This is a genomic window from Bacillus sp. MUM 116 (assembly GCF_001866655.1).
Classification (GTDB): domain Bacteria; phylum Bacillota; class Bacilli; order Bacillales; family Cytobacillaceae; genus Neobacillus.
This window is the reverse complement of the sequence record NZ_MLYR01000121.1, coordinates 1-21705: the sequence shown is the minus strand read 5'-3', so window position 1 is coordinate 21705 and position 21705 is coordinate 1. Positions and strand designations below refer to the sequence as shown.

General features: G+C 38.1%; 26 protein-coding genes. 19 read left to right on the top strand and 7 right to left on the bottom strand.

The window, feature by feature from the left end:
* Positions 1-189 precede the first annotated feature (189 nt).
* The 3 genes from BIV60_RS24550 (at position 190) to BIV60_RS31085 (ending at position 1661) form a co-directional block, all read left to right on the top strand.
* Positions 190-537 carry a Na-translocating system protein MpsC family protein gene (locus BIV60_RS24550; RefSeq protein ID WP_071358329.1) on the top strand — a complete coding sequence of 116 codons (348 nt, stop codon included), beginning with the start codon at positions 190-192 and terminating at the stop codon, positions 535-537.
* Positions 538-548: 11 nt separating this feature from the next.
* On the top strand, positions 549-1346 hold the full coding sequence (gene fdhD / locus BIV60_RS24545; protein ID WP_071358328.1) for a formate dehydrogenase accessory sulfurtransferase FdhD: 798 nt from the start codon (positions 549-551) through the stop codon (positions 1344-1346).
* Between the two features lie 231 nt (positions 1347-1577).
* Entirely contained in the window at positions 1578-1661 is an 84-nt protein-coding gene (locus tag BIV60_RS31085; RefSeq protein WP_371261591.1) for a putative holin-like toxin, read from the top strand.
* A gap of 187 nt (positions 1662-1848) precedes the next feature.
* Here the strand turns inward: BIV60_RS31085 and BIV60_RS24540 are convergent, their stop codons facing one another.
* Positions 1849-2700: an SDR family oxidoreductase gene (locus BIV60_RS24540; RefSeq protein WP_071358327.1), complete on the bottom strand. Its 852-nt coding sequence runs from the start codon at positions 2698-2700 to the stop codon at positions 1849-1851.
* Between the two features lie 133 nt (positions 2701-2833).
* On the opposite strand from BIV60_RS24540, the gene BIV60_RS24535 reads away from it, so the two are divergent.
* The 4 genes from BIV60_RS24535 to BIV60_RS24520 all read left to right on the top strand — a co-directional run bounded on the left by BIV60_RS24535 (position 2834) and on the right by BIV60_RS24520 (position 6354).
* Positions 2834-4078, top strand: a complete 1245-nt coding sequence (locus BIV60_RS24535; protein ID WP_071358326.1) for an aminopeptidase P family protein — start codon at positions 2834-2836, stop codon at positions 4076-4078.
* A 260-nt stretch (positions 4079-4338) separates the two neighbouring features.
* Positions 4339-4737, top strand: coding sequence for a DoxX family protein (locus BIV60_RS24530; protein WP_071358325.1), 399 nt, complete (start codon positions 4339-4341; stop codon positions 4735-4737).
* 61 nt (positions 4738-4798) lie between these two features.
* Entirely contained in the window at positions 4799-5770 is a 972-nt protein-coding gene (locus tag BIV60_RS24525; RefSeq protein ID WP_071358324.1) for a ring-cleaving dioxygenase, read from the top strand.
* A 107-nt stretch (positions 5771-5877) separates the two neighbouring features.
* Positions 5878-6354, top strand: a complete 477-nt coding sequence (locus tag BIV60_RS24520) for a hypothetical protein (RefSeq protein ID WP_071358323.1) — start codon at positions 5878-5880, stop codon at positions 6352-6354.
* Between the two features lie 44 nt (positions 6355-6398).
* On the opposite strand, the gene BIV60_RS24515 is transcribed toward BIV60_RS24520, so the two are convergent.
* Positions 6399-6713 (bottom strand): DMT family transporter, encoded by a 315-nt coding sequence (locus BIV60_RS24515; protein ID WP_071358322.1) that lies wholly within the window; start codon positions 6711-6713, stop codon positions 6399-6401.
* Between the two features lies 1 nt (position 6714).
* Complete coding sequence (locus BIV60_RS24510; RefSeq protein WP_071358321.1) at positions 6715-7065, bottom strand: DMT family transporter; 351 nt, start codon at positions 7063-7065, stop codon at positions 6715-6717.
* 159 nt (positions 7066-7224) lie between these two features.
* On the opposite strand from BIV60_RS24510, the gene BIV60_RS24505 reads away from it, so the two are divergent.
* On the top strand, positions 7225-7818 hold the full coding sequence (locus tag BIV60_RS24505) for a class I SAM-dependent methyltransferase (RefSeq protein WP_071358320.1): 594 nt from the start codon (positions 7225-7227) through the stop codon (positions 7816-7818).
* A gap of 39 nt (positions 7819-7857) precedes the next feature.
* Here BIV60_RS24505 and BIV60_RS24500 read toward each other — a convergent pair whose 3' ends face one another.
* Positions 7858-8049 (bottom strand): cysteine-rich CWC family protein, encoded by a 192-nt coding sequence (locus BIV60_RS24500; RefSeq protein ID WP_071358319.1) that lies wholly within the window; start codon positions 8047-8049, stop codon positions 7858-7860.
* Positions 8050-8223: 174 nt separating this feature from the next.
* On the opposite strand from BIV60_RS24500, the gene BIV60_RS24495 reads away from it, so the two are divergent.
* From BIV60_RS24495 to BIV60_RS24475, 5 genes are all read left to right on the top strand, one after another.
* Complete coding sequence (locus BIV60_RS24495) at positions 8224-9555, top strand: hypothetical protein (RefSeq protein ID WP_071358318.1); 1332 nt, start codon at positions 8224-8226, stop codon at positions 9553-9555.
* A gap of 98 nt (positions 9556-9653) precedes the next feature.
* The gene (locus BIV60_RS24490; protein WP_071358317.1) at positions 9654-10769 is read left to right on the top strand and encodes a mandelate racemase/muconate lactonizing enzyme family protein; all 1116 of its coding nucleotides are present in this window, start codon (positions 9654-9656) and stop codon (positions 10767-10769) included.
* A gap of 13 nt (positions 10770-10782) precedes the next feature.
* Positions 10783-11925: a M20 peptidase aminoacylase family protein gene (locus BIV60_RS24485; RefSeq protein ID WP_071358316.1), complete on the top strand. Its 1143-nt coding sequence runs from the start codon at positions 10783-10785 to the stop codon at positions 11923-11925.
* A gap of 16 nt (positions 11926-11941) precedes the next feature.
* The gene (locus BIV60_RS24480; protein ID WP_071358315.1) at positions 11942-13420 is read left to right on the top strand and encodes an amino acid permease; all 1479 of its coding nucleotides are present in this window, start codon (positions 11942-11944) and stop codon (positions 13418-13420) included.
* A gap of 37 nt (positions 13421-13457) precedes the next feature.
* Complete coding sequence (locus BIV60_RS24475) at positions 13458-14267, top strand: GNAT family N-acetyltransferase (RefSeq protein WP_071358314.1); 810 nt, start codon at positions 13458-13460, stop codon at positions 14265-14267.
* A 52-nt stretch (positions 14268-14319) separates the two neighbouring features.
* Here the strand turns inward: BIV60_RS24475 and BIV60_RS24470 are convergent, their stop codons facing one another.
* Complete coding sequence (locus BIV60_RS24470) at positions 14320-14514, bottom strand: alpha/beta-type small acid-soluble spore protein (RefSeq protein ID WP_071358313.1); 195 nt, start codon at positions 14512-14514, stop codon at positions 14320-14322.
* A 531-nt stretch (positions 14515-15045) separates the two neighbouring features.
* On the opposite strand from BIV60_RS24470, the gene BIV60_RS24465 reads away from it, so the two are divergent.
* From BIV60_RS24465 to BIV60_RS24445, 5 genes are all read left to right on the top strand, one after another.
* Positions 15046-16191 carry an NAD(P)/FAD-dependent oxidoreductase gene (locus tag BIV60_RS24465; protein ID WP_071358312.1) on the top strand — a complete coding sequence of 382 codons (1146 nt, stop codon included), beginning with the start codon at positions 15046-15048 and terminating at the stop codon, positions 16189-16191.
* A 205-nt stretch (positions 16192-16396) separates the two neighbouring features.
* Positions 16397-16651, top strand: a complete 255-nt coding sequence (locus tag BIV60_RS24460) for a FeoA family protein (RefSeq protein WP_071358311.1) — start codon at positions 16397-16399, stop codon at positions 16649-16651.
* Positions 16641-17360, top strand: a complete 720-nt coding sequence (locus BIV60_RS24455) for a FeoB small GTPase domain-containing protein (protein WP_071358310.1) — start codon at positions 16641-16643, stop codon at positions 17358-17360. Before BIV60_RS24460 ends, BIV60_RS24455 begins: the two co-directional genes overlap by 11 nt.
* A complete protein-coding gene (locus tag BIV60_RS24450) occupies positions 17335-18708 on the top strand; it encodes a nucleoside recognition domain-containing protein (RefSeq protein ID WP_071358309.1) in 1374 nt (457 codons plus the stop codon). The genes BIV60_RS24455 and BIV60_RS24450 overlap by 26 nt, the downstream gene beginning before the upstream one ends.
* A 292-nt stretch (positions 18709-19000) precedes the next feature.
* Entirely contained in the window at positions 19001-20191 is a 1191-nt protein-coding gene (locus tag BIV60_RS24445) for a MalY/PatB family protein (protein ID WP_071358308.1), read from the top strand.
* Positions 20192-20289: 98 nt separating this feature from the next.
* Here BIV60_RS24445 and BIV60_RS24440 read toward each other — a convergent pair whose 3' ends face one another.
* Positions 20290-20970: a YdeI/OmpD-associated family protein gene (locus tag BIV60_RS24440; RefSeq protein ID WP_071358307.1), complete on the bottom strand. Its 681-nt coding sequence runs from the start codon at positions 20968-20970 to the stop codon at positions 20290-20292.
* 187 nt (positions 20971-21157) lie between these two features.
* Between BIV60_RS24440 and BIV60_RS30635 the strand changes: the two genes are divergently transcribed.
* Complete coding sequence (locus tag BIV60_RS30635) at positions 21158-21286, top strand: hypothetical protein (protein WP_256218541.1); 129 nt, start codon at positions 21158-21160, stop codon at positions 21284-21286.
* Positions 21287-21474: 188 nt separating this feature from the next.
* Here the strand turns inward: BIV60_RS30635 and BIV60_RS29925 are convergent, their stop codons facing one another.
* Positions 21475-21633: a hypothetical protein gene (locus BIV60_RS29925; RefSeq protein ID WP_177177394.1), complete on the bottom strand. Its 159-nt coding sequence runs from the start codon at positions 21631-21633 to the stop codon at positions 21475-21477.
* Positions 21634-21705 lie beyond the last annotated feature (72 nt).

Below are 21705 nucleotides of genomic sequence, written 5' to 3'. Positions count from 1 at the left end.
TCCAATTTTTTAATAAAAAAGATAAACTCCATACACTCAATATATCAAGTCCATCATAATACTTTAATTATAGTGTTTATCATTAAAAATCGCAATATTCTATTTTTCCCACAAGAAGTTTCTCTTTATTTTTAAAAACGAATCATTTAATATTTTAATAAATGTTTGGAAGCACCGGGGGATTAGAAAATGTCAAAAGTCATTCATGAATTTAACGATATTATTCGCAAGCTTCGAAAGGATTTGTTTGGAAAAGGACCGGAAAGAATTCATACCGTATTCACGGAAAACATGGCGATTTCAACGCTTTATGGGAACTTGACGCCGACGGAAAAATTTATTTGTCAATCATCAGATGGAATCGAAATGGTCCATATGGCGAGAACAAAAATGATTCAGAAGGTTTATTCTGATAATCCGCCAGAGGGTCTTGAGGAAGTAGTTGGCGCAAATTTAGTCCATCTTTTTTCGGATATAAAGGTCAAAGAAGACATTGCCGTTTCCGTTTTTGTGTTTGATAAAAACATATCTTTATAGGGGGGAGAGTGATGAGTCTAGTTAAAAATCAACGGGAGATTCTCCAGTTTAAGAATGGCCGTTTCACTCAGGTTTCAGATAACATTGTAACGGAATTTCCAGTAACGGTAAAAATTAATGGGGAAGAATTTGTAACACTTGTCTGTACTCCGGAGTACATCGAGGATATGGTGGTTGGTTTTTTGGCATCCGAAGGGGTGATTCGCCAATATGAAGATATTGAGGACATCTGGATTCAGGAAAAGGATGGCATTGCCCATATCCAAACTTCAAAGACGAATCCTTATTATCAAAGGCTCCAAGGGAAACGCTTTATTACTTCCTGCTGCGGAAACAGCCGGCAGGGATTTGTTTTCGTGAATGATGCGATGACAGCGAAGAAAATGGGTGATCATTATAATGTAAGCGTTACTGTTCATGATTGTTTTCGTTTTATTGAGGAGTTAGATAATTCAGCAGTTATTTTTCAGGAAACAGGCGGTGTCCATAACGCAGCATTATGTGGTGCGAACGGCATTGTTATTAGCCGGACGGACATTGGCAGACATAATGCGCTTGATAAAATTTATGGATATTGTTTGAAAAATAATATTTCCGTTGCCGATAAAATTATCGTTTTCAGCGGCCGGATCTCTTCGGAAATCTTGCTTAAAGTCGCAAAAATTGGCTGCGAAGTCATCTTGTCGAAATCTGCCCCAACGGAACTTGCTCTTCAGTTGGCGGAGGATCTGGGCATTACTACGATTGGATTTATCCGGAATGATTCATTGAATGTGTATACACATCCGGAAAGGATTTTAGCAAATTAATTATTATTAATGATAGTAATAAAAAGATCAAGTAGAGGACCTAAACAAATATCAGTATTATGTTTCTATAATATAAAAATGTAAAATCGAAATTTCACTTCGAATTTCTTGCTCATTTATTACAGAATGCATGTTCTTCTTTATTGGATAAAATGATATAATGAAAGAGCAATAGAATAGGATTTCTTAAGGGTGGTCGGCACACTCCCGATAGAAAGGGGGTGATGCTGAATGACAGTTTTTGAAACACTCTCGATTATGATCGCATTTGCTGGTTTAATCGTAGCTATACTGTCATTTAACCAAAAAAAATAATCCACCCTTGAGTTAGCGGCTCTGGTGGATTATTTTCCCTGATAGCCGACCCCTCCTGAGGGACCAACTATTGCTTGATCAGGCATGTTCTCCGCATGCTTGGTCTTTTTTAGTTTATGCATCTTTATACTTTTATTATAACCAATATTTTTGAAAAAGTAACTATAATAAGATTTTCACTATAAAACTATTTTAAATGGTGTTTATCCGATAGCTTTTTAATAATAAATGCTTCAAGATTTTCCCACGGAAGAATACTTTTCAAAAATAAATTCGACTTTACACTTTTCCCGATAAGATATCGAAGTTTAGGTGACTTCGGCTGCGAAGCAACCTGTGCAACCAGCTTTGCTACTTCAATCGGGTTTCCATAGTCCTCTTTTCCACTTTCAATTTCTTTTAAGATACTTTTCATATAGGAAGCATAAGGGGAATCAGGATTGACTGCCAGAGCATCCACACTTGTCCAAATATTGGTTTGATAGGATCCTGGCTCAATTAAGGATACATCAATCTTGAATGGTTTAAGCTCTAACCTTAGACTTTCGCTATATCCTTCAAGCGCATGCTTTGAGGCAGAATAGGCAGATAACCCAGGGAACCCAAATCTTCCGCTTATGCTGCTTATATTGATAATTCTCCCTCGACCATTTGCCCTCATAAAAGGAAGAACCGCATTCGTCACTGCAATCACCCCAAAAAAATTGGTTTCAAATTGCTTTCGGTAGTCTTCAAGTGAAAGTTCTTCACTAAAACCTCCTACCGCAACCCCTGCATTGTTTACCAACACATCAACAGACGATAGTGCAAAAAGCACATTTTTGAATTTATCAATCGATTCACTTGAAGTAACATCAAGCTCCTTGACACGAATGAAATCTGCCACACTTTTTTCTTTCGCCATGGTCAATAATGCCTCTGCTTTATTTAAATCTCTCATTGTCGCCATTACCGAAAAACCGTTTAAGGCAAGTTCGATAACTGATAACATACCAAAACCGGTTGAGGCACCCGTTACGATTGCTGTTTTTTCCATCATAAATTTCTCCTTTAAAACCCTTTTCATTCATTAAAACTTAATAGTAGCAGTGTTGCATAGAAAAAAGTATGAAATTTTTCATCGTATAGTATATTTAAATTGTGTACATAACGATTTGAAATGAGGGAGTAGAATGAACAAAGATTTTTACGTACAAAATCGCAGTCAGTTATATGAAAAACTTGAAGACAATACCCTGCTTGTTTTGTTTGCCGGGAAAGCCCCGCAAAAATCGGCTGATGAATCTTATAAGTTTGTGCCCAACCGAAATTTTCTTTATTTAACAGCTATTGACGAGCCTAATATTATTTTTCTAGCCCATAAAACGGGCGATCACATTCAAGAATATCTTTTTATCGAAAAATCTGACCCTGTCTGGGAAAAATGGATTGGGAAATCCATTTCCAAAGAAGAAGCTGAACAAGTCTCGGGAATAACAAATGTACAATATACCGAACAATTTGAATCCTTTTTAACCCGGACACTCTTAACAAACACACTTTCAACTATTTATTTGGACATGGAAAGAAGAGAGCTGGATCAAATTACAACAAAAGCACAACAATTTGCCCAGAAAATCCAAGTGAATTATCCCTATCAGCAAATAAAGAATGTCTATTCAGATATTTGTTTATTGCGTGTTTACAAAACCCCTGAAGAGATTGAAAAAATTAAAAAGGCCATTGATGTTACTTGGAATGGAATCAAAAATTTAATGAGTAATGCCAAAGCTGATTTGAAAGAATATCAGCTAGAAGCCTATTTTGATTTTACCCTTAAGTCGGAAGGGGTGCGGGATTATGCCTTTCCAACCATTGTTGCCAGCGGGAAAAATGGCACAATTCTTCATTATGAAAAAAATCATGCAACTGTTGAAGAAGGAAGCCTTGTCCTGCTTGATTTAGGTGCACAATATGATTATTACAACGGGGATATTAGCTATACATTCCCAGTGAACGGTATATTTACGGATAAGCAAAAAACTTTTTACAACATTGTTTTAAAAGCATTAAGAGAAACCACAGCGTTAATTAAACCAGGTGTTCCCCACGCGAAACTAAATGCCCATACAAAAAAAGTGCTTGCTGAAGAGTGCCTTAAAGTCGGTTTGATTCAGGATGAAAGCGAACTTTCCAACTATTATTACCACGGTGTCAGCCATTTCCTTGGTTTAGACACACATGATGTTGGTGATTATAAGGATTTAATCTTAAAACCCGGTATGGTGTTAACGGTTGAGCCGGGAATATATATCGAAGAAGAAGAGATTGGAATCCGGATTGAAGATAATGTGCTAGTAACTGAAGAGGGTCACGAAGTGCTGTCAAAGGACATTTTCCGTTCTGTTGAAGAAATTGAAGCATTTATGAGGAAATAATTTAATTGCCTATGTATACACGGGATTTCTAATGGATTCCCGTGTTCTTTGTTTAAATTGAGCAAAATGAAAAATGTTATTGACACTCATGTTTAAAAGTATTATTATTATCTCATATTCAAGATAATTAATTTCGAGATAAAATTCAGGAGGTGAGTAAGTCAAGTTATTGGTTGGATAAAAAATAAAAGCTAATAGATAAAAATTTTTTAACTAATATCTCGAATTCGAGATAAATAATTATATTGGAGGGTTTAATAATGATAAATATTGGTTTATTAATCATTCGTTTGGTAATTGGTATTTTATTTATTGGTCATGGTGCACAAAAATTATTTGGCTGGTTTGGTGGATATGGGGTAAAAGGAACCGGCGGTTGGTTTGAATCTATCGGCATTAAACCAGGAGTAACGATGGCTCTTTTAGCAGGATTAGCCGAATTAATTGGGGGAATCTTGTTTGCCTTAGGATTATTAACTCCACTTGCTGGAATCATCATTGCAGGAACCATGGTAATGGCTATTGTGAAAGTGCATGGTCCAAATGGATTATGGTCAACTTCCAATGGTTATGAATATAATTTAACCATCCTTGCAATTGCTATCGGAATTGCTTTAATAGGAGCAGGTCATTATTCATTAGACGCTTTATTTTTCTAAAAATATCTCAATTTCGAGAAACTCTAAATATAATAAATATATAAATGAGGAGTGAACAGATATGGAACTATTAGGGCTACATCATGTATCGATTTTAACTGGGAAAGCTGAAAAAAATTATGAATTTTATACTAAGATCCTTGGTATGAGACTGGTGAAAAAAACAGTTAATCAAGATGACACAAAGTCATATCATCTTTTCTATGCCGATGGGGAAGGAACACCTGGTACGGATATAACCTTTTTTGATATCCCAAATCTAGGGAGGTCATATAGAGGAACTTCAGATATTTCCTATGTTTCATTGCGTCTCAAAACGACAGATTCCTTATTATTTTGGCAAGAACGGTTTAAACAATTTGGAATTGAGCATGGGGAAATTAAAAAAAGAGCTGGGCGTGATACGTTAATATTTAGTGATTTCGATGGCACTCGATTAATACTTGTCGCAGATAATGGAGAAAAAGGAGTAAAAGGCGGGGGGCCATGGAAGCGGGAGGATATTCCGTTAGAACATGCGATTATTGGTTTAGGTCCTGTAACCCTTACAGTTGGAATTGCTGAACCTACAATTGGAGTTCTTACAGAGGTAATGGGATTCCGTTTTGCCGGTTCCTATCCATCACCTGAAGGGAATCACCCGGATATTTTGGTTTATGCAACAGGCGAGGGTGGCAGCGGTGCAGAAGTTCATATCGAAACAAGACCAGATCTGCCAAGGGCTCGATTAGGCCGCGGGGGAGTACATCATGTCGCCTTCCGTATTCCAAATGAGGAAGAATATGATCAATGGGCAAAACATATATCGAATCATCGCTTACCTAATTCGGGAAAGGTAGAACGATACTATTTTAAAGCATTCTATTTTAGAGAGCCAAATGGGATTTTGTTTGAATTATCAACCGATCAACCAGGGTTTGCAACAGATGAACCAATGGAAACGATGGGACAAAAACTGGCACTGCCGCCATTTTTGGAGCCAAAACGCGAAGAAATTGAAGCTAAGTTACGGCCATTAAATTTAGATAGCTAAATCCATTAGAGCCAATCGACTATGTTCGGTTGGCTTTTTCCTATGATGCACCTTTGCTTTTTTTAACATTATGATAAAATAACCTTATCATACATATGGAGGCTATCATGTTAACTTTTGAAGAAAAACTTGTGATTATCGAAACCTTTCCTGAACTGGAGCGGGTGAATGTTTCCCTTGGTCGTATCAATTTCCAATTTAATGAAAGTGCTTTTGATAAAAAAAATGTTGTTTATCATCTCCATCCGAATGGCAACGGGTTTGTCTATGGCGGCAAACTTGACACTTATAAAACAGATAATAAAGGGATGGTAAATATCCGTGACTTTTCTGCCGAGGATCTAAGACAACTAATCAAAGAATCGATTAACAGCTTATCGGCTGTTGAAAAACCGGTAGAAGAAGCAGCAATTATTGGTGATCTGGAGGAAGAACGCTGGGAAAATAAAGAGAAAGAGACGCTTCTATTAATAAATGAAGACGAAGCTTGGAATATATACTTTGGCTTAAATCTTGAGGAAACTTTCAGTACCCGTGAAGAAGCAGAAATTTTTTTAGTCGAAGAAGGATTTAGAAGAAGTTAAAAAAACAACTCCGAATGAAAGTATGTTCGGAGTTGTTTTTGCTTTCACGATAGTGCACGCAGGCCAATTACACCAATAATAATCAGTATGACACTGAGCATGCGTCCAATGTTTTTTGATTCACCGAATAGGTACATGTTAATGAAAACAGCTCCTGCCGTTCCAATTCCGACCCATACTATGTAGGCAATACTTAACTGTAAAAAATGGAAGGAGGTATATAAAAACACAAATGAAGAGCCGAACCCGCCGATATAAATTAGTCCATTTTTAAATGTTTTCTGTTGACTATATAACTTAAGACCTGCAGCACCGGTAATTTCACCTGCAGCTGCCATGAGGACTAGCAACCATCCCATCTTAGGCGGCTCCTTTCGTGGCTTCTTGTTCATCTTCATTTTTATCTGAAAGGTTAAGACAGATTACTCCGATTACAATAAGAGCTACAAAGAGAAACATCTTTGCATTAAGGTTTCCACCAAAAAGGAAAACATCCATTAATACCGTTCCAATGGTTCCAATCCCGGAAAAAATCGCATAGACCGTTCCTGTCGGCAGCGTTTCACACGCCTTGGGAAGAATGTGAAAATCCGTTAAAATAATAGCAATGACGATAAGCCATTCCCACCAACTATCCGCCGTATTAAATCCGTAAACCCAAATCAATTCAAACAAACAAGTTAAACCTACATAATACCAGGCTTTATTCATAAAACTCACCTCTTGCCTAATGCCCTTTTCTTAGGATACCACTTTGGTGTGCTTGTCACCACTCGAATTTTGATGTTTTTTGCTGAATATAATTATCTCTATTAGGTTACTTTCTTTTCCGATAAAATGTAGGTAGTTGATGGTTTGGAGTTGAATGATATGAGTCGAAAATTTGCTAAATGGTATGATTTTTTTATGAGTCCATTGGAAAAAAAGAAGTTTTATAAAATACGCAAGGAACTTCTATCGAGAGCCAGGGGGAATGTGCTTGAGTTGGGGGCAGGAACTGGGATAAATTTTCCTTTATATGAATTACCTGAAATGGTGACTGCAATTGAACCGAGTCCTTATATGATTAAGCAATCTCTAGGAAAGCAAAAACAAGCAGTTGTTCCAATTGAATTGGTTCAGGCAGGTGCCGAAGAACTGCCATTTGCCGATGATTCCTTTGACACGGTTGTAGCCACTCTCGTATTTTGTACGATTCCGAACCCTGAAAAAGCGATGGCAGAGATGAAACGTGTTTGCAAATTGGAAGGGAAAATCCTTTTGTTTGAACATGTGAAAATGGAGAATCGCTTTCTCGCCAGCTTACAAGAGGGACTGACACCCGTTTGGAAAAAAATTTGTGATGGCTGTTGTTTAAATCGCGAAACATTGCATTTGTTAGTGGATCATGGGTTTAAAGTAAAAGAGGTACAAAAGTTTTATCGTGATTTATTTATTTTTGTGGAGGCAATCAATAAAAAGTAATTATAAAATACGCAAGGCACTCCCAACCTTGCGTTCCAATTATTTATGCTCTTCCTTGTATTGATCTAAACAATTCTTACAAATACAATGTTTTCTAATACTTTCTTCCGGAACTAATGCAAATATTTCATTGGGGAATACTTCCTTGTCACACCAACAGCCTCCGCTTGCTCCAGAACCACCCATGCACTTATTTTCTTCCCCGCATATTGGGCAATATTTATTTGCCAACAAAAACTCCTCCTCGGAATCCACATTTTACGTAAATTTATCTTTCTTTATTTTAACTTAAGTAAAGTAAATATGTTGAGGAAAATGTCCATCGAGATGCTTCATTTTTACCATAAAAAGTTTATTAAACCATGTTATACTAATAATAGTTATTTTATAGTAGGAGTTGTCAAAATGGTTGCGATTGGTGTATTAGGTTCAAACTTATATATTGAAGCTATTGCTGAATATTATCATTTATATCCGGAAATTACGTTCGTTGACTACATATATGATTCTGCATGGGAAATAGACTATTTGATTGATCAGGCAGGGAAAGAGGTTGACTTTTTACTTTTCTCCGGGGCGATTGCCAATTATTTCGGACAGAAAAAAATCAACGAACACCGATTAATGGCAACTCATGTACCGTTTAATGAGTATATCGTTTCATTATCTTTATTTTCCATTTATTTCCACAAACGAATTTCATTAGAAAAGATTTCAATCGATTTACCAAAACGTGAATTCTTGGACAATGTCTTAAAAGAAATTCATATTAAGGATCAAACTCTATTTGTAATGGACTACCCTTGGGTTTATCACTTAGAAGAAGAGAAGAAAACTTTTGATATCACTCAGTTTGTTCGTTACCATGCGGATTTGTATCAGGAAAAGAAGACCCAGTTTGCTTTGACAAGTATTCACGCTGTCTATGAGGAGCTTCAGAAGCTGTCGATTCCTTCTATCTATATGGTCCAGCCGAAGCAATCCCTAAAAGAAGGGCTCGATAAAGCAGTAACATTAACTAGGTTAAAGAAGACGAAGGATTCACAAATCGCTGTCATTTCGATAAAAGCAACGAATTATCCTGCCAACAAAGAGGAACAAGCTTTTCGCCTTCAAATGCTGCAACATTTACACGAAATGGCAAGACAATTAAATGCAAGAGTGTCACTGGACCAACATCAGCCATTTCTCATTTATACAAATCGCGGCTCAATGGAAGTAGCCTTGAAAGAACAAAATTTGCAAAAAGTTCTGGAGCTTGAAGGAAAAATAAATTCTCCCTTACAAATTGGTATTGGTTATGGTCATACAATGAATGAAGCGGAAAATCATGCGACAGAAGCCTTATATTTTACGGAAAAACAGTTAAAAGAAAAAACAACGATTTTTCTTTTGGATGAAGACAAAAAGCTGATTGGACCTTTGTTCGAAAATGAAAAACAATATGTCTTAAAAAATGAGAACCGAGACATCCAATCTTTGGCAGACCACCTTAAAATGACGGCGAAAAATCTGAATCGCTTCTTCGATTTCGTTCGGCTTCATCAGTTCCGCTCCTTCTCAGCACAGGAATTGGCCGATTATTTAGCTGTCAGCAGGCGATCAGCTGAGCGGTTAATTAAAAGATTTCTGGAACAAGAGTTACTTACCATTACAGGAGAGGAACAGCCATATGATCAAGGACGGCCAAGGGCACTTTATAATATCTCGCAAAAACTAAAAAAATATTTTTCGTAAAAGGATTGTTTTTTGTAAATTTACAGTCTATTATAAAAATAACCTTTTAACGACAATGAAGCGACATTGTCGTAAATGCCAAAGGAGGAAACAGCAACATGAAAATTATTAAAGCAGATATCGTTGGAATCCATTTACCATTGCAATCACCGTTCATTATTTCCTATGAGACTTATGATTATATGCCATCGATCATTCTGAAGCTCGAAACGGATGATGGCCTTGTTGGATATGGGGAAGCCGTTCCGGACGAGCATGTGACAGGGGAGTCATTCTTTAGTGCGATTGAAGTTTTGAAACATCAATTACTGCCGGCCATTATGGGAGAAAGCCCTTTTTCCATCGAAAAAATTCACGATATCATGGATAGCAGGATTCATGCCAATCGATCAGCGAAGGCTGCGATAGATATTGCCTGTTATGACCTAATGGGGAAATATGCAGGCAAGCCAGTGTATGATTTAATCGGTGGAAAATTCCACAAAGAACTTACTTTTGCAAAGGTGTTAAGTATTGAAGAGCCGGAAATCATGGCCGAGAAAGCAAAACAGGCGCTTGCTCTTGGATACAGTTCTTTAAAGCTAAAGGTCGGATTTGATCTTTTTAAAGATTTGGAACGAATCAAGGCCGTACGTGAGGCAGTTGGCTATGAGGTCCCAATTCGGGTCGATGTCAATCAAGGGTGGAAGGATTACTCCACCGCAGCCCAAGCTCTTCCGATATTGGAGCCGCTTAGAATTTCCTGGCTCGAACAGCCAATCAAAATGGGCGACATCGACGGACTTGCTGAACTTAGAAAGAAAACGGTCATTCCGATTATGGCCGATGAGAGTGTTCATGACGGTTCAGAACTAAATGAAATTATCAAGAAAAATGCCGCAGACAAAATCAATATTAAGTTAATGAAATCAGCAGGAATTTATCCAGCCATCCATATGGCAAAAACGGCCGAAGCTGCAGGTATTAGCTGTCAAGTTGGATCAATGGTGGAATCCTCGATTGGCTCTGCAGCAGGTTATCATACCGCGATGGCGAGGAAAAATATCACCAGTACCGAGTTAACTGGACCATTGTTATTTAGTAAAGATATTGGCGATTTGGAATATCAAATTCCATTTGTTATCCTGAACGGCAAGCCTGGTTTAGGAGTAAAAGTGAATGAAAATACTCTACAAGAGTTAACGATTAAAAAAGAAACAGTTCAATTGAAGTAATGAGGGTCCACTTATGAAAAAAACATTAGAAAAATTAAAACCTATCATTTTTGAAGTTTTTGACTATTTGCACCAAAATCCGGAGATAAGTTGGAAAGAAGTAAACACAACTAACTATATTGCTGAATTTTTAAAAAGCAATGGATGTGAGATCAAGACTTTTCCCGATCATACAGGTGTAGTGGGGGAATTAGGAAATGGTTCGTTTACGGTTGGTGTTCGCGCCGATATGGATTCATTATGGCAGGAAGTGAATGGGACGTTTCAAGCCAATCACTCCTGCGGTCATGATGCCCATATGACAATGGTTTTAGGCACACTGCTGCTTTTAAAAGAAATGCAAGTAGATCTTCCGGGGCAGCTAAAATTAATTTTCCAGCCGGCAGAGGAAGTAGGGAATGGAGCCTTAAAAATGATTGAAAAGCAAGTGATTGATGATCTTGACTTTTTGTACGGTGTTCACTTGCGGCCGATTCAGGAGCTTTCAATGGGAACAGCTTCCCCTGGGATTATTCACGGCGCAGCTGAAACCGTTTCCGCTAAGATCATTGGTTTTGATACCCATGGTGCACGTCCAGATTTAGGGGTAAATGCTATTGAAGTTGTATCCGCAATCGTCGAGCAATTAAAAGGAATTCGTTTGAACCCGTTTGATTCCTTCTCGGTAAAAATGACACAGTTCAATGCTGGGGGGGAAAACAAAAATGTCATCCCTGGTTCGGCCCAATTTCATTTAGACCTTCGTGCGCAAAAAAATGAAACAATGACTGAGCTAGTCCGAAAAGTTGAACATATATTACTGCATGTTGCGTCATTATTTGGGGTGAAGATAGAATTTGACCATCAAGAAAAAGTTTATGCTGCCGTGGTCCATCCGGAAGCACAAAGGATTATGGCAAAGGCAATCGCGGAATCGATAGGCGAAGGAAATGTTATGCCGCCGGTTGTCACACCTGGTGCCGAGGATTTTCATTTTTACACAAAAGAACGCCCGCATTTGAAAGCTGCAATGCTCGGATTAGGCTGTGACCTAGCCCCTGGATTGCATCACCCGAATATGTCATTTAATCGGGAAGCCCTTTTGGATGGAATTGAAATTATAACCAGGACCGTTCTTGCTACCTTTGAACAAAAACTAACAAGTTTTTATCAATGAGAAAAGAGGTGTATATATGGGGAATACTGCATTACAAACAGAAAAAGAAACGATTACTTCTGAACACCACCATCTGAAGCGGAATCTTCAGGCACGGCATCTCACCATGATTGCCATAGGTGGTACCATTGGTACCGGGTTATTTCTGGCAAGCGGGTCCACAATCAGTCAGGCAGGCCCAGGGGGAGCAATTGTTGCTTATGTTTTAAGCGGTATAATGATGTTTTTTCTGATGACAAGCTTAGGAGAAATGGCAACCCTTTTGCCGATTTCCGGGACCTTTAGTTCCTATTCCTCCAAGTTTGTAGATCCTGCCTTTGGTTTTGCTCAGGGCTGGAATTATTGGTATTACTCAGCCATGATTATCGCTCTTGAATTATCTGCAGCCGGTTTAATCATGAAATTTTGGCTGCCGCATGTTCCGTCAATCGTCTGGAGTGTTCCTTTCCTGGGCTTGATTTTCTTATTGAACTTTTTATCTGTAAGAGGCTATGGCGAAGCGGAATATTGGTTTTCGATTATTAAGGTTGCTACGATCATTCTCTTTTTGGTCATTGGTGTCTTGATCATCTTTGGAATTATGGGTGGTCATACTGTCGGATTTAGAAATTTTACTGCAGGAGAAGCTCCTTTTAAAGGTGGATTATCTTCTATTATTAGCGTTTTCATGATTGTTGGTTTTTCATTTCAAGGGACGGAAATGGTTGGTTTTTCAGCAGGGGAAAGTGAAAATCCTAGAGAGAATATGCCAAAAGCCATTCGGCAGATTTTTTGGAGAATCTTGCTATTCTTTATCTTTTCCATTATCATCATTGGATTCCTTGTCCCTTATAATGATCCAAGACTATTAAGCTCTGATAATGTTTCAGAAAGTCCGTTTACGTTAGTTTTTGAAAGAGCAGGACTGGCTTTTGCGGCTTCTGTGATGAATGCTGTTGTTTTGACGGCTGTACTCTCTACTGCCAATTCCCAAATGTATGCAGGCTCACGGCTTTTATGGACAATGGCGAAGGAAGGCAATGCGCCGAAATTTTTAACAAAAGTAAATTCACGCGGAATTCCTGCTAATGCCCTTTACATAACAACTGCAGTAGGGATGCTTGCATTTTTATCATCGATCTTTGGTGATGGAAAGGTTTTTTTCTGGCTGCTGAATGCCTGCAGTCTATCCGGATTTCTTGCCTGGTTAGGGATTGCTGTCAGCCATTACCGTTTCCGAAAAGGCTATGTGGCTCAAGGAAGGGATTTAAACGAATTACCATATAAAGCAAAGTGGTTTCCTTTCGGCCCTTTCCTGACATTGGCTTTATGTATGGTGGCGATCCTTGGACAAGACTATAAGGCATTCTTAGGGGATAAAATTGACTGGAACGGCTTGCTTGTAACCTATGTGGGAATTCCAATCTTTCTAGTAATTTGGTTGAGTTATAAGGTGATGAAAAAAACAAAGGTTGTTCCATTGAAGGATATGGATTTTCAGTACGAAGATGTATAATATTTCTTAGCATTATTTCAAATAGGAGGGATGATGGATGAGCGAAAAAAATATTTTTATTCGTACTCTCAAAACAATCGATGAGCTTGAAGAGTTGCGAAGATTGGAATCGCTGATTTGGAGTGAATACGAGTCCATACCAAGCAGTCAAACTATAACGGCCATAAAGAATGGCGGCATGGCATTGGGCGCTTTTTTGGAAGAAGAACTGATCGGATTTCAATATAGCTTTCCGGGATTTATAAATAATAAGATTTATCTTTGTTCCCATACACTAGGGATTCATCCTGAATATCGCAAGCTGGGAATTGGCGAGAAACTAAAGCTTGCCCAAAAAGAAGAATCCTTGAAAATGGGGTATGATCTAATAACTTGGACATATGATCCCCTTGAAACTGTAAATGGTTATTTGAATCTTCATAAGCTTGGGGCAAAATGTTCTATTTATGTGGAAAACTGTTACGGGGAAATGCAGGATGAGTTAAATCAGGGGATGCCGTCTGATCGCTTTACGGTTGAATGGTGGATTAAGGAGGCTTCTGTTGAAAGGCCCAGCGAGTATGAGGTGGATGGACGCTTGTTAATTTGGTTGGATCGTGATCTAAATGGGAATTGTGTTCCATTGGAGCCTGTTTTGAATCAAGATTCATCTAAGAGTTTCCTGTTTGTTCCGGTACCGAGCGATTTTCAAATGATCAAGAAAATTAATCCAGAACTTGCCTTATCATGGAGAAGGTGTACTCGGGAAGTATTTGTTCATTACTTCGAAAAAGGCTGGAGTGCTATCGATTTGTTTAGAAGTAAGTCAAATCCGAAATTATGTTATTATGTTTTGAAAAAATTGTAACTTCTTTGTGAAGGCTGCCCCAAATTTGGGACAGCCTTTTTGAAATCACAGGTTATTGACCTTGTTGATTTCGTAAGGATTGTTCAGCGTATGCAACGAGACGCTTCGTCATTTCGCCGCCCACTGAACCGTTTGCTCGCGCGGTCGTATCAGCACCAAGTTGAACTCCAAACTCGTTGGCGACTTCCTCCTTCATTTGATCCAGAACATTGCCTGCACCAGGAACCAAAAGTTTGTTTCTAGCCATGATTCATCACTCCCGCCGAAGTTTTTGAGCAAAAAAACAAGCTCGTATATAATGTAACCTATAAAGAAATCCTGATTCGTATTGCTGGGTTAATTTTGGTGGGATTGGGGACAAAACTGATGAGTAAACATTGGAAAGTGTCGCCTATAGAAGGGATAGGCGACAAAATTGGTAAGGAACGAATTAAAAGTGTCGCTTATGAAGGCGATAGGAGACAAAATTAGCAAGGAACGAGTTGAAAGGGTCGCCTATGAAGGCGATAGGCGACAAAATTAGCAAGGAACGAGTTGAAAGTGTCGCCTATGAAGGCGATAGGCGACAAAATTAGCAAGGAACGAGTTGAAAATGTTGCCTATAGAGGGGATAGGCGACAAAATTGACAAGGAACAAGTTGAAAGTATCGCCTATGAAGGCGATAGGCGACCAAATAGACAAGGAACAAGTTGAAAGTGTCGCCTATAAAGGCGATAGGCGACAAAAAAACTTGTAACTAGATAAAAGAGTAATCCAAATCAGAGAAAAGGTGTCTATATGCAAAAAATCATCGTAATCGGAGCAGGGATTCTTGGTGCATCCACTGCTTATCACCTAACTAAACTAGGTGCAGAAGTAATCATGGTCGACCGGAAGGACCCCGGCCAGGCAACGGATGCCGCAGCCGGGATTGTATGTCCCTGGCTTTCACAACGCCGGAATAAAGTGTGGTATCAATTAGCAAAAGGTGGTGCGCGATACTATCCTGAATTAATTGCAAAACTCGAAGCCGATGGTGAAACCGAAACCGGATATAAACGAGTTGGGGCAATCAGCCTCCACAAAGACACAATCAAACTGGAACAAATGGCAGAGCGGGCGCGAAAGCGTAGGGAAGATGCCCCGGAAATCGGGGAAATAGAAATCCTCTCATCTGCAGAAACGAAAAAACTTTTTCCACCTTTATCAGAGGAATGCGGTTCTGTTTATGTCAGTGGGGGAGCCCGCGTCAACGGACGGGCCTTAAGAGATTCGCTTACATATTCAGCCATCAAAAATGGAGCCACTTTTATAAAAGGGACCGCCTCCATTGTAAAAAAAGATCACCGAGTAATTGGAATAACCATAGAAGAGAAAACAATCCATGCTGATCATGTAATTGTCACTGCTGGTGCATGGGCAAGAGAGCTTTTGGAGCCATTAGGAATCGAGTTTTCCGTAAAACCGCAAAAAGCACAAATTGTCCATCTGGAATTGCCGGATATGAATACAAGCTCGTGGCCGGTTGTTATGCCCCCTCATACCCAATATATTCTTACTTTTGAAAATGGCCGAGTAGTCGTGGGATCTACCCATGAAAATGATATGGGGTTTGACACTCGTATAACTGCAGGAGGGATCAATGAAATCTTAAGCCAAGCGTTAGAAACGGCACCGGGATTAGCCAACAGCACTATTCTAGAAACTCGAGTTGGTTTTCGTCCATTTACCCCGGGGTTTTTACCGATAGCTGGACCATTGCCTGATTTGGATGGAATCTATGTTGCAAATGGGTTAGGGTCATCTGGTTTAACAAGCGGTCCGTATTTTGGCGCTGAACTCGCTAAATTAGTTGCAGGACAGCAAACAGAGATTGATATGAGTAACTATAGTGTTAATAATGCAATTTTGGAAAAACCTCAAACCAAAACTAACTTTTCATGAAAACTAAATTTGGAGTAGAACATCCTTTTCAATATTAAGAAATCGATTAAAGTTCTGTAAAGCCCGTTTGCCGTTATATAGGTAAACGGGCTTTTTTACTATTTCTAAAAGAAATATTTCAAAATTAAGTGACAAATTTATGAGTACAACATATAATTAATAAAAAGTTGCATGCGGGAAAAACTTTAAGGAGTGGGAAAAAATAATGGGGACAGCTAATATTATGAAACTACACGATGGAAAAAAAGGCGATATGATTAAAATCACTTCTATTCAGCTCGAAGGAGTAATAAGAAGAAGATTATTAGATTTAGGTTTTGTAAAAGATGCATTGGTTGAAGTAGTACGGAAAAGCCCACTTGGTGATCCCATTGCATTTCGTGTAAGTCAAACAATCATTGCTTTAAGAAAAGAGGAAAGTTCAAAAATCGAAGGGGAGCTGGTAAACAATGGGAAATAAATATCGTATTGCTTTAGCGGGAAATCCCAATACAGGTAAAAGTACGTTGTTTAACGCGTTAACTGGTTTAAAACAACATACAGGGAATTGGGCCGGAAAAACGGTTACGCTTGCGGAGGGCAGCGTTGCCTACAAAGGCCACCGATTTCAATTGATTGATCTCCCGGGAACCTATTCACTATTTTCAAATTCAAAGGATGAAGAGGTGGCAAGAAATTACATTGTTTTTGAAAAACCTGATGTAACAATAGTAGTTCTTGATGCCACTTCCTTAGAACGGAATTTAAATCTTGCCCTGCAGGTTTTGGAAATGACTAAGAATGTAGTGATTTGTATCAATTTGATCGATGTGGCGGAAGAACAAGGTATACGCATTAACGAACAACTGCTTACAAATCGACTAGGAGTGCCGGTTATTAAAATTTCCGCAAGAAACAAAAAAGGATTTCCAATGCTTCTTGATACCATTCATCGCATTGTAACCGGGGAAATTGATTGCAATCCTGTTCAAATGAAATATTCGCAGGAAATAGAAGATAGAATTGAAAAGATCGAACCTAAAGTACGAGAGATTGTCGGTGAACATGTATCTTCGCGATGGGTTTCCCTGCGCTTATTGGATGGCGATGAGGCTTTACTCGGTGAAATTGAAAAATACCTAAGTCTTAAAAGGGGGGATGTAAATGAATATCGAACAGCTATACAATGAAGCTCAAACGATGTCAACAGCGAAGTTAAGAGATGATATTGTACAGAATTTGTACGACCGAAGTAATCAATTATGTAAGGCAGGGGTCTCTTATTCCAAATCGAAAAGGGATACACGGACAGAAAAATTGGATGCAATTTTTACTTCTCCCATATTTGGCTTTCCGATTATGTTGATTTTGTTGGGAACGGTTTTCTATATCACCATCGCCGGAGCCAACATCCCTTCTTCATTAATAGCAGAGTTTTTTGGGTGGGCAGAGCAGTATATAACACGGGTATTTACTTTTTTACATGCACCCGATTGGCTTCATGGGATGTTAGTCCTTGGCTTATACCGGGGAACCACCTGGGTCATATCCGTCATGCTGCCGCCTATGGCCATCTTTTTTCCGACTTTTGCCCTTTTGGAAAACTACGGGTACCTTCCCCGTGTTGCTTTTAATATGGATCGTTTGTTTAAAAAGGTCGGTGCTCATGGAAAGCAGTCCCTAACAATGGCAATGGGGTTTGGTTGTAATGCCGCTGCTGTTATTTCAACTAGAATCATAGAATCACCTCGCGAACGGATGCTCGCCATTTTGACCAATAATTTTGTTCCATGTAATGGACGTTGGGGTACATTGATCGTCTTTTCTTCATTATTTATGGCTGCAGGATTTACGGGTGGAATGAAATCACTGGTTACAACTGCGGTTTTAGTCGGAATTGTCCTTATTGGAATCATCGTTACCTTCTTCGTTTCATGGGTACTTTCCAAAACAGCCCTAAAAGGGATCCCGACTCATTATACATTGGAACTGCCTCCATACCGAAAACCGAAAATAGTAGATACCGTCATTCGTTCTTCTTTGACAAAATCTTGGTCTGTTTTAATGCGGGCAGTAAAAGTGGCTGCACCAGCAGCTATTTTAACCTGGGTATTCGCGAATATCTACATTGGTGATACAAGTATATTAATGCATGCAGTCCAGTTCTTGGACCCATTTGGTAAATTACTCGGCTTAGACGGATACATTATGATGGCATTTATTTTGGGCTTACCGGCAAACGAAATTGTCTTGCCGATTCTATTAATGGGATATTTATCAACGGGTTCTTTGACAGAGGTTGACAGTCTTGTTGATTTAAAAGCCATTCTTCTTGACCACGGCTGGACTTGGTTGACTGCCTTAAATTTGATGTTATTCTCTTTGTTACATTATCCATGTGGTACTACATTAATCAATATTTATAAGGAAACAAAAAGTAAAAAATGGACATTCATGTCCTTCCTTATTCCAACTGTAATTGCGATTATTGTGCCGCTTATCATTACACAGTCTGTAAAATGGTTGGGGTGGGTATAAGTTTTCATTAGGTTTATTATGATAAAAGGGTGGGTCCTCAAAATTAAATTGGGGACCTTATTGATTGTTATCATTATAAAGACTTATTCCTTTCGGGTTAAAAAATGTAGTATAATTGGCTCGTAATTATTAATGGTAAATTTGGTAAAATATGCGTTTGTTTATTGAAAGATATAAAATGTTTACTTTAAATGCTGTGTTAAAGATCAACGTTGATTTTATACACTTTGTTGATTGGAGTGGAAATCAACAGCCAAGTTTAACAGAATATTTTTAAAAAGGTGTGATGTTCATGAAATACAACTTCGACGAAGTAGTCAATCGCAGAGGCACATATTCATTAAAATGGGATGGAGAAAAGCTGATTAAAGGCATGGGGCTCACATCCAGATATGATGAAGAAACGATTCCATTATTTACCGCGGACATGGATTTGCCTGTACCCCAGCCCTTGATCAATGCATTACATAATACTGTTGATCACCGAATTTTCGGATATTCAATTTTTCCAGAAGAGTATTTTGCCGCCATTCAGCATTGGTTTAAAAAACGCCATGATTGGGATATTAAAAAAGAAGAAATGATCTATAGTCCCGGGACGGTGCATGCGTTAAATAAGGCAGTCCAAGCTTTTACCAATCCTGGTGATGGGGTTATTATCCAGAGACCGGTTTATCCGCCTTTTACTGCAGTAATTGAAGCGAATCACCGTGAAGTGATGAATAACGCGCTAAAACCGGATGACGAAGGGTATTATCAAATTGATTTTGAAGACTTTGAAGAGAAAGCTAAACAAGAAAAGACTAAGATGTTTATTTTATGTAACCCGCATAATCCAACTGGAAGAATTTTTAAACCAGGAGAATTACAAAAATTAGCTGATATATGTCAAAAACATCATGTACTGATTGTTGCAGATGAAATTCACGGTGACCTTATCCGGCATGACCAAACATTTATACCAATAGCCAAAGCAGTTGATAATGTAAATCATATTATCACTTTTACTGCGATTAACAAAACCTTTAATGTGGCGGGACTTCATTGTACCAATGTGATTATTTCTAATTCTGATCTTAGGAAAACATTTAATAATGTATTGGGGATGCATTTACCATCGCCTTTTACCGTTTCCGCACTTATTGCGGTATACACGGAGGGGGAAGAGTGGTTAGAGCAGCTGAAAGAATATATTGACGGGACAATGGAGTGGGTTTTAAAGTTTTTAGCAGAACGAATGCCAAAAGTAAAGGTAAGGATACCCGAAGGTACTTATATCATGTGGATGGACTTTAGTGGATACGGTTTAACTCCAGAAGAGGTTCATGAGCGAATTTATACTAAAGCAAATGTTATTCTCGAAGATGGAAATCTGTTTGGCGAGGAAGGGCTGTCATATCAAAGAATTTGCATCCCGTCTCCAAGGCCGCTGATAAAGGAAGCATTTGAGCGAATTGCAAGAGAGTTTGAGGATGTCAGATAAACGTTTGGTTTTACATAATGATATTATGTAAACTAAACTAACTAAACCAATATAAAATAGAGTCATGATACCAAAACATCGTGACTCTATTTCTAAATCTATCGCTTACTTTGTCGATACAGTTCCATTGATTTAAACCCTTCTCCCAACACTGTTTCCATTTCAAACAGGCGTTTTTCCTGGGTTTCCTTTCTTTTCGCGCTGTAAACATACCGAGCCCAATCTTTCTGATAGCCAAAGGTTAATTGATTATATTGATCGAGTATTTCCTGATTCTTTATTAAATGTTGTTTAATGTCCTCAATGTGAACAATGTAGTCATCAACGCATTGACTGTTTTTTGAAGCGGCGGATTTTTTGGCTTTCTTTTGCACTGACTTTAACCCCACAACTGTAAAAACGTCATTTAAGCTGACCATTCTTGAAAACTTAATGCTGCTATCAAAAACATATCCATCTTCATTAGTGGGGAGTGCCTGAATTAAACTGTCACGATCTATGTATTCTCCATATTTCGGATTATTCTTTTTAGGGTAGGCAAAATATAAGTACCCATTATCTTCAAGTAACTGTTGTTCAATTACCGCCTTCAATTGCTGAGAAAATTCATCCAGGTTAAAAACAAAAGCAAAAATCAAATCATATTTATCTTTTTTAATCGATGTATCATAATCTAACTCAATAAAGTCTTTCATATCGTCCGGTTTTTGAAGAATTAACTTTTTAGAATATTTAGTTAGATTTAGTTTTTCCACAACTGTTTTTGTCGAATTGACCACTCTAATCTACCTCTCTTTTTATCATTTTATTATCTTACTGTTAGAATTTCAAATTCTAATAATTTTGATTATGATAAGAATAATAAAAAAGCTAAATTTTTTAAGTTTATCTCAGTAAAACCCATCTATAAATGTTTTATTATGTTAGTATACTATATGATATAAATCATAATCCGGAGGGGAAATCATGAGCAAAACAGAGGAATTGAAACAGGAATTGCAGGTCTTGACCAGTCGGCGTGAGCGGATGCAGAAGAACCTTTATGAAGTGGAAAAACGTATTAATGAAATTGTTAATGAATTGAAAAAACAATAAAAAGAATGGGAGCGCCTCCGTTATTTTTTACTTATTTATTAGTAAAGGTAAAAACGTAAAATAAGGATTGTCTCTCTTACTTAAACTTCATTATCTCTTTAACCGATACATTTTTGAAGCAGAAAAAACCCCTTATGTTGGATTATTAGTCCAACATAAGGTGTTCACTTATTCAAAGTAGTAGTGTTTTAATCACGCATTGCTCCGGCCTCCATGGAAGTCATTGCATCTTGTCCCGCGATAACATCTTTTTGAATTTCTTGTTTTACTTTTTGTGCATCAGTTCCAGAAAATTCTGGTTTAATATTAGCATCCAAATTCTCTTTTGCTTGTTTATCTTGTTGCACATAAGTCCTCAATATTTAATATTTAACAATTTTATTATTTACAAAGGCTATTTTCGCATAGATTGTTGTTTT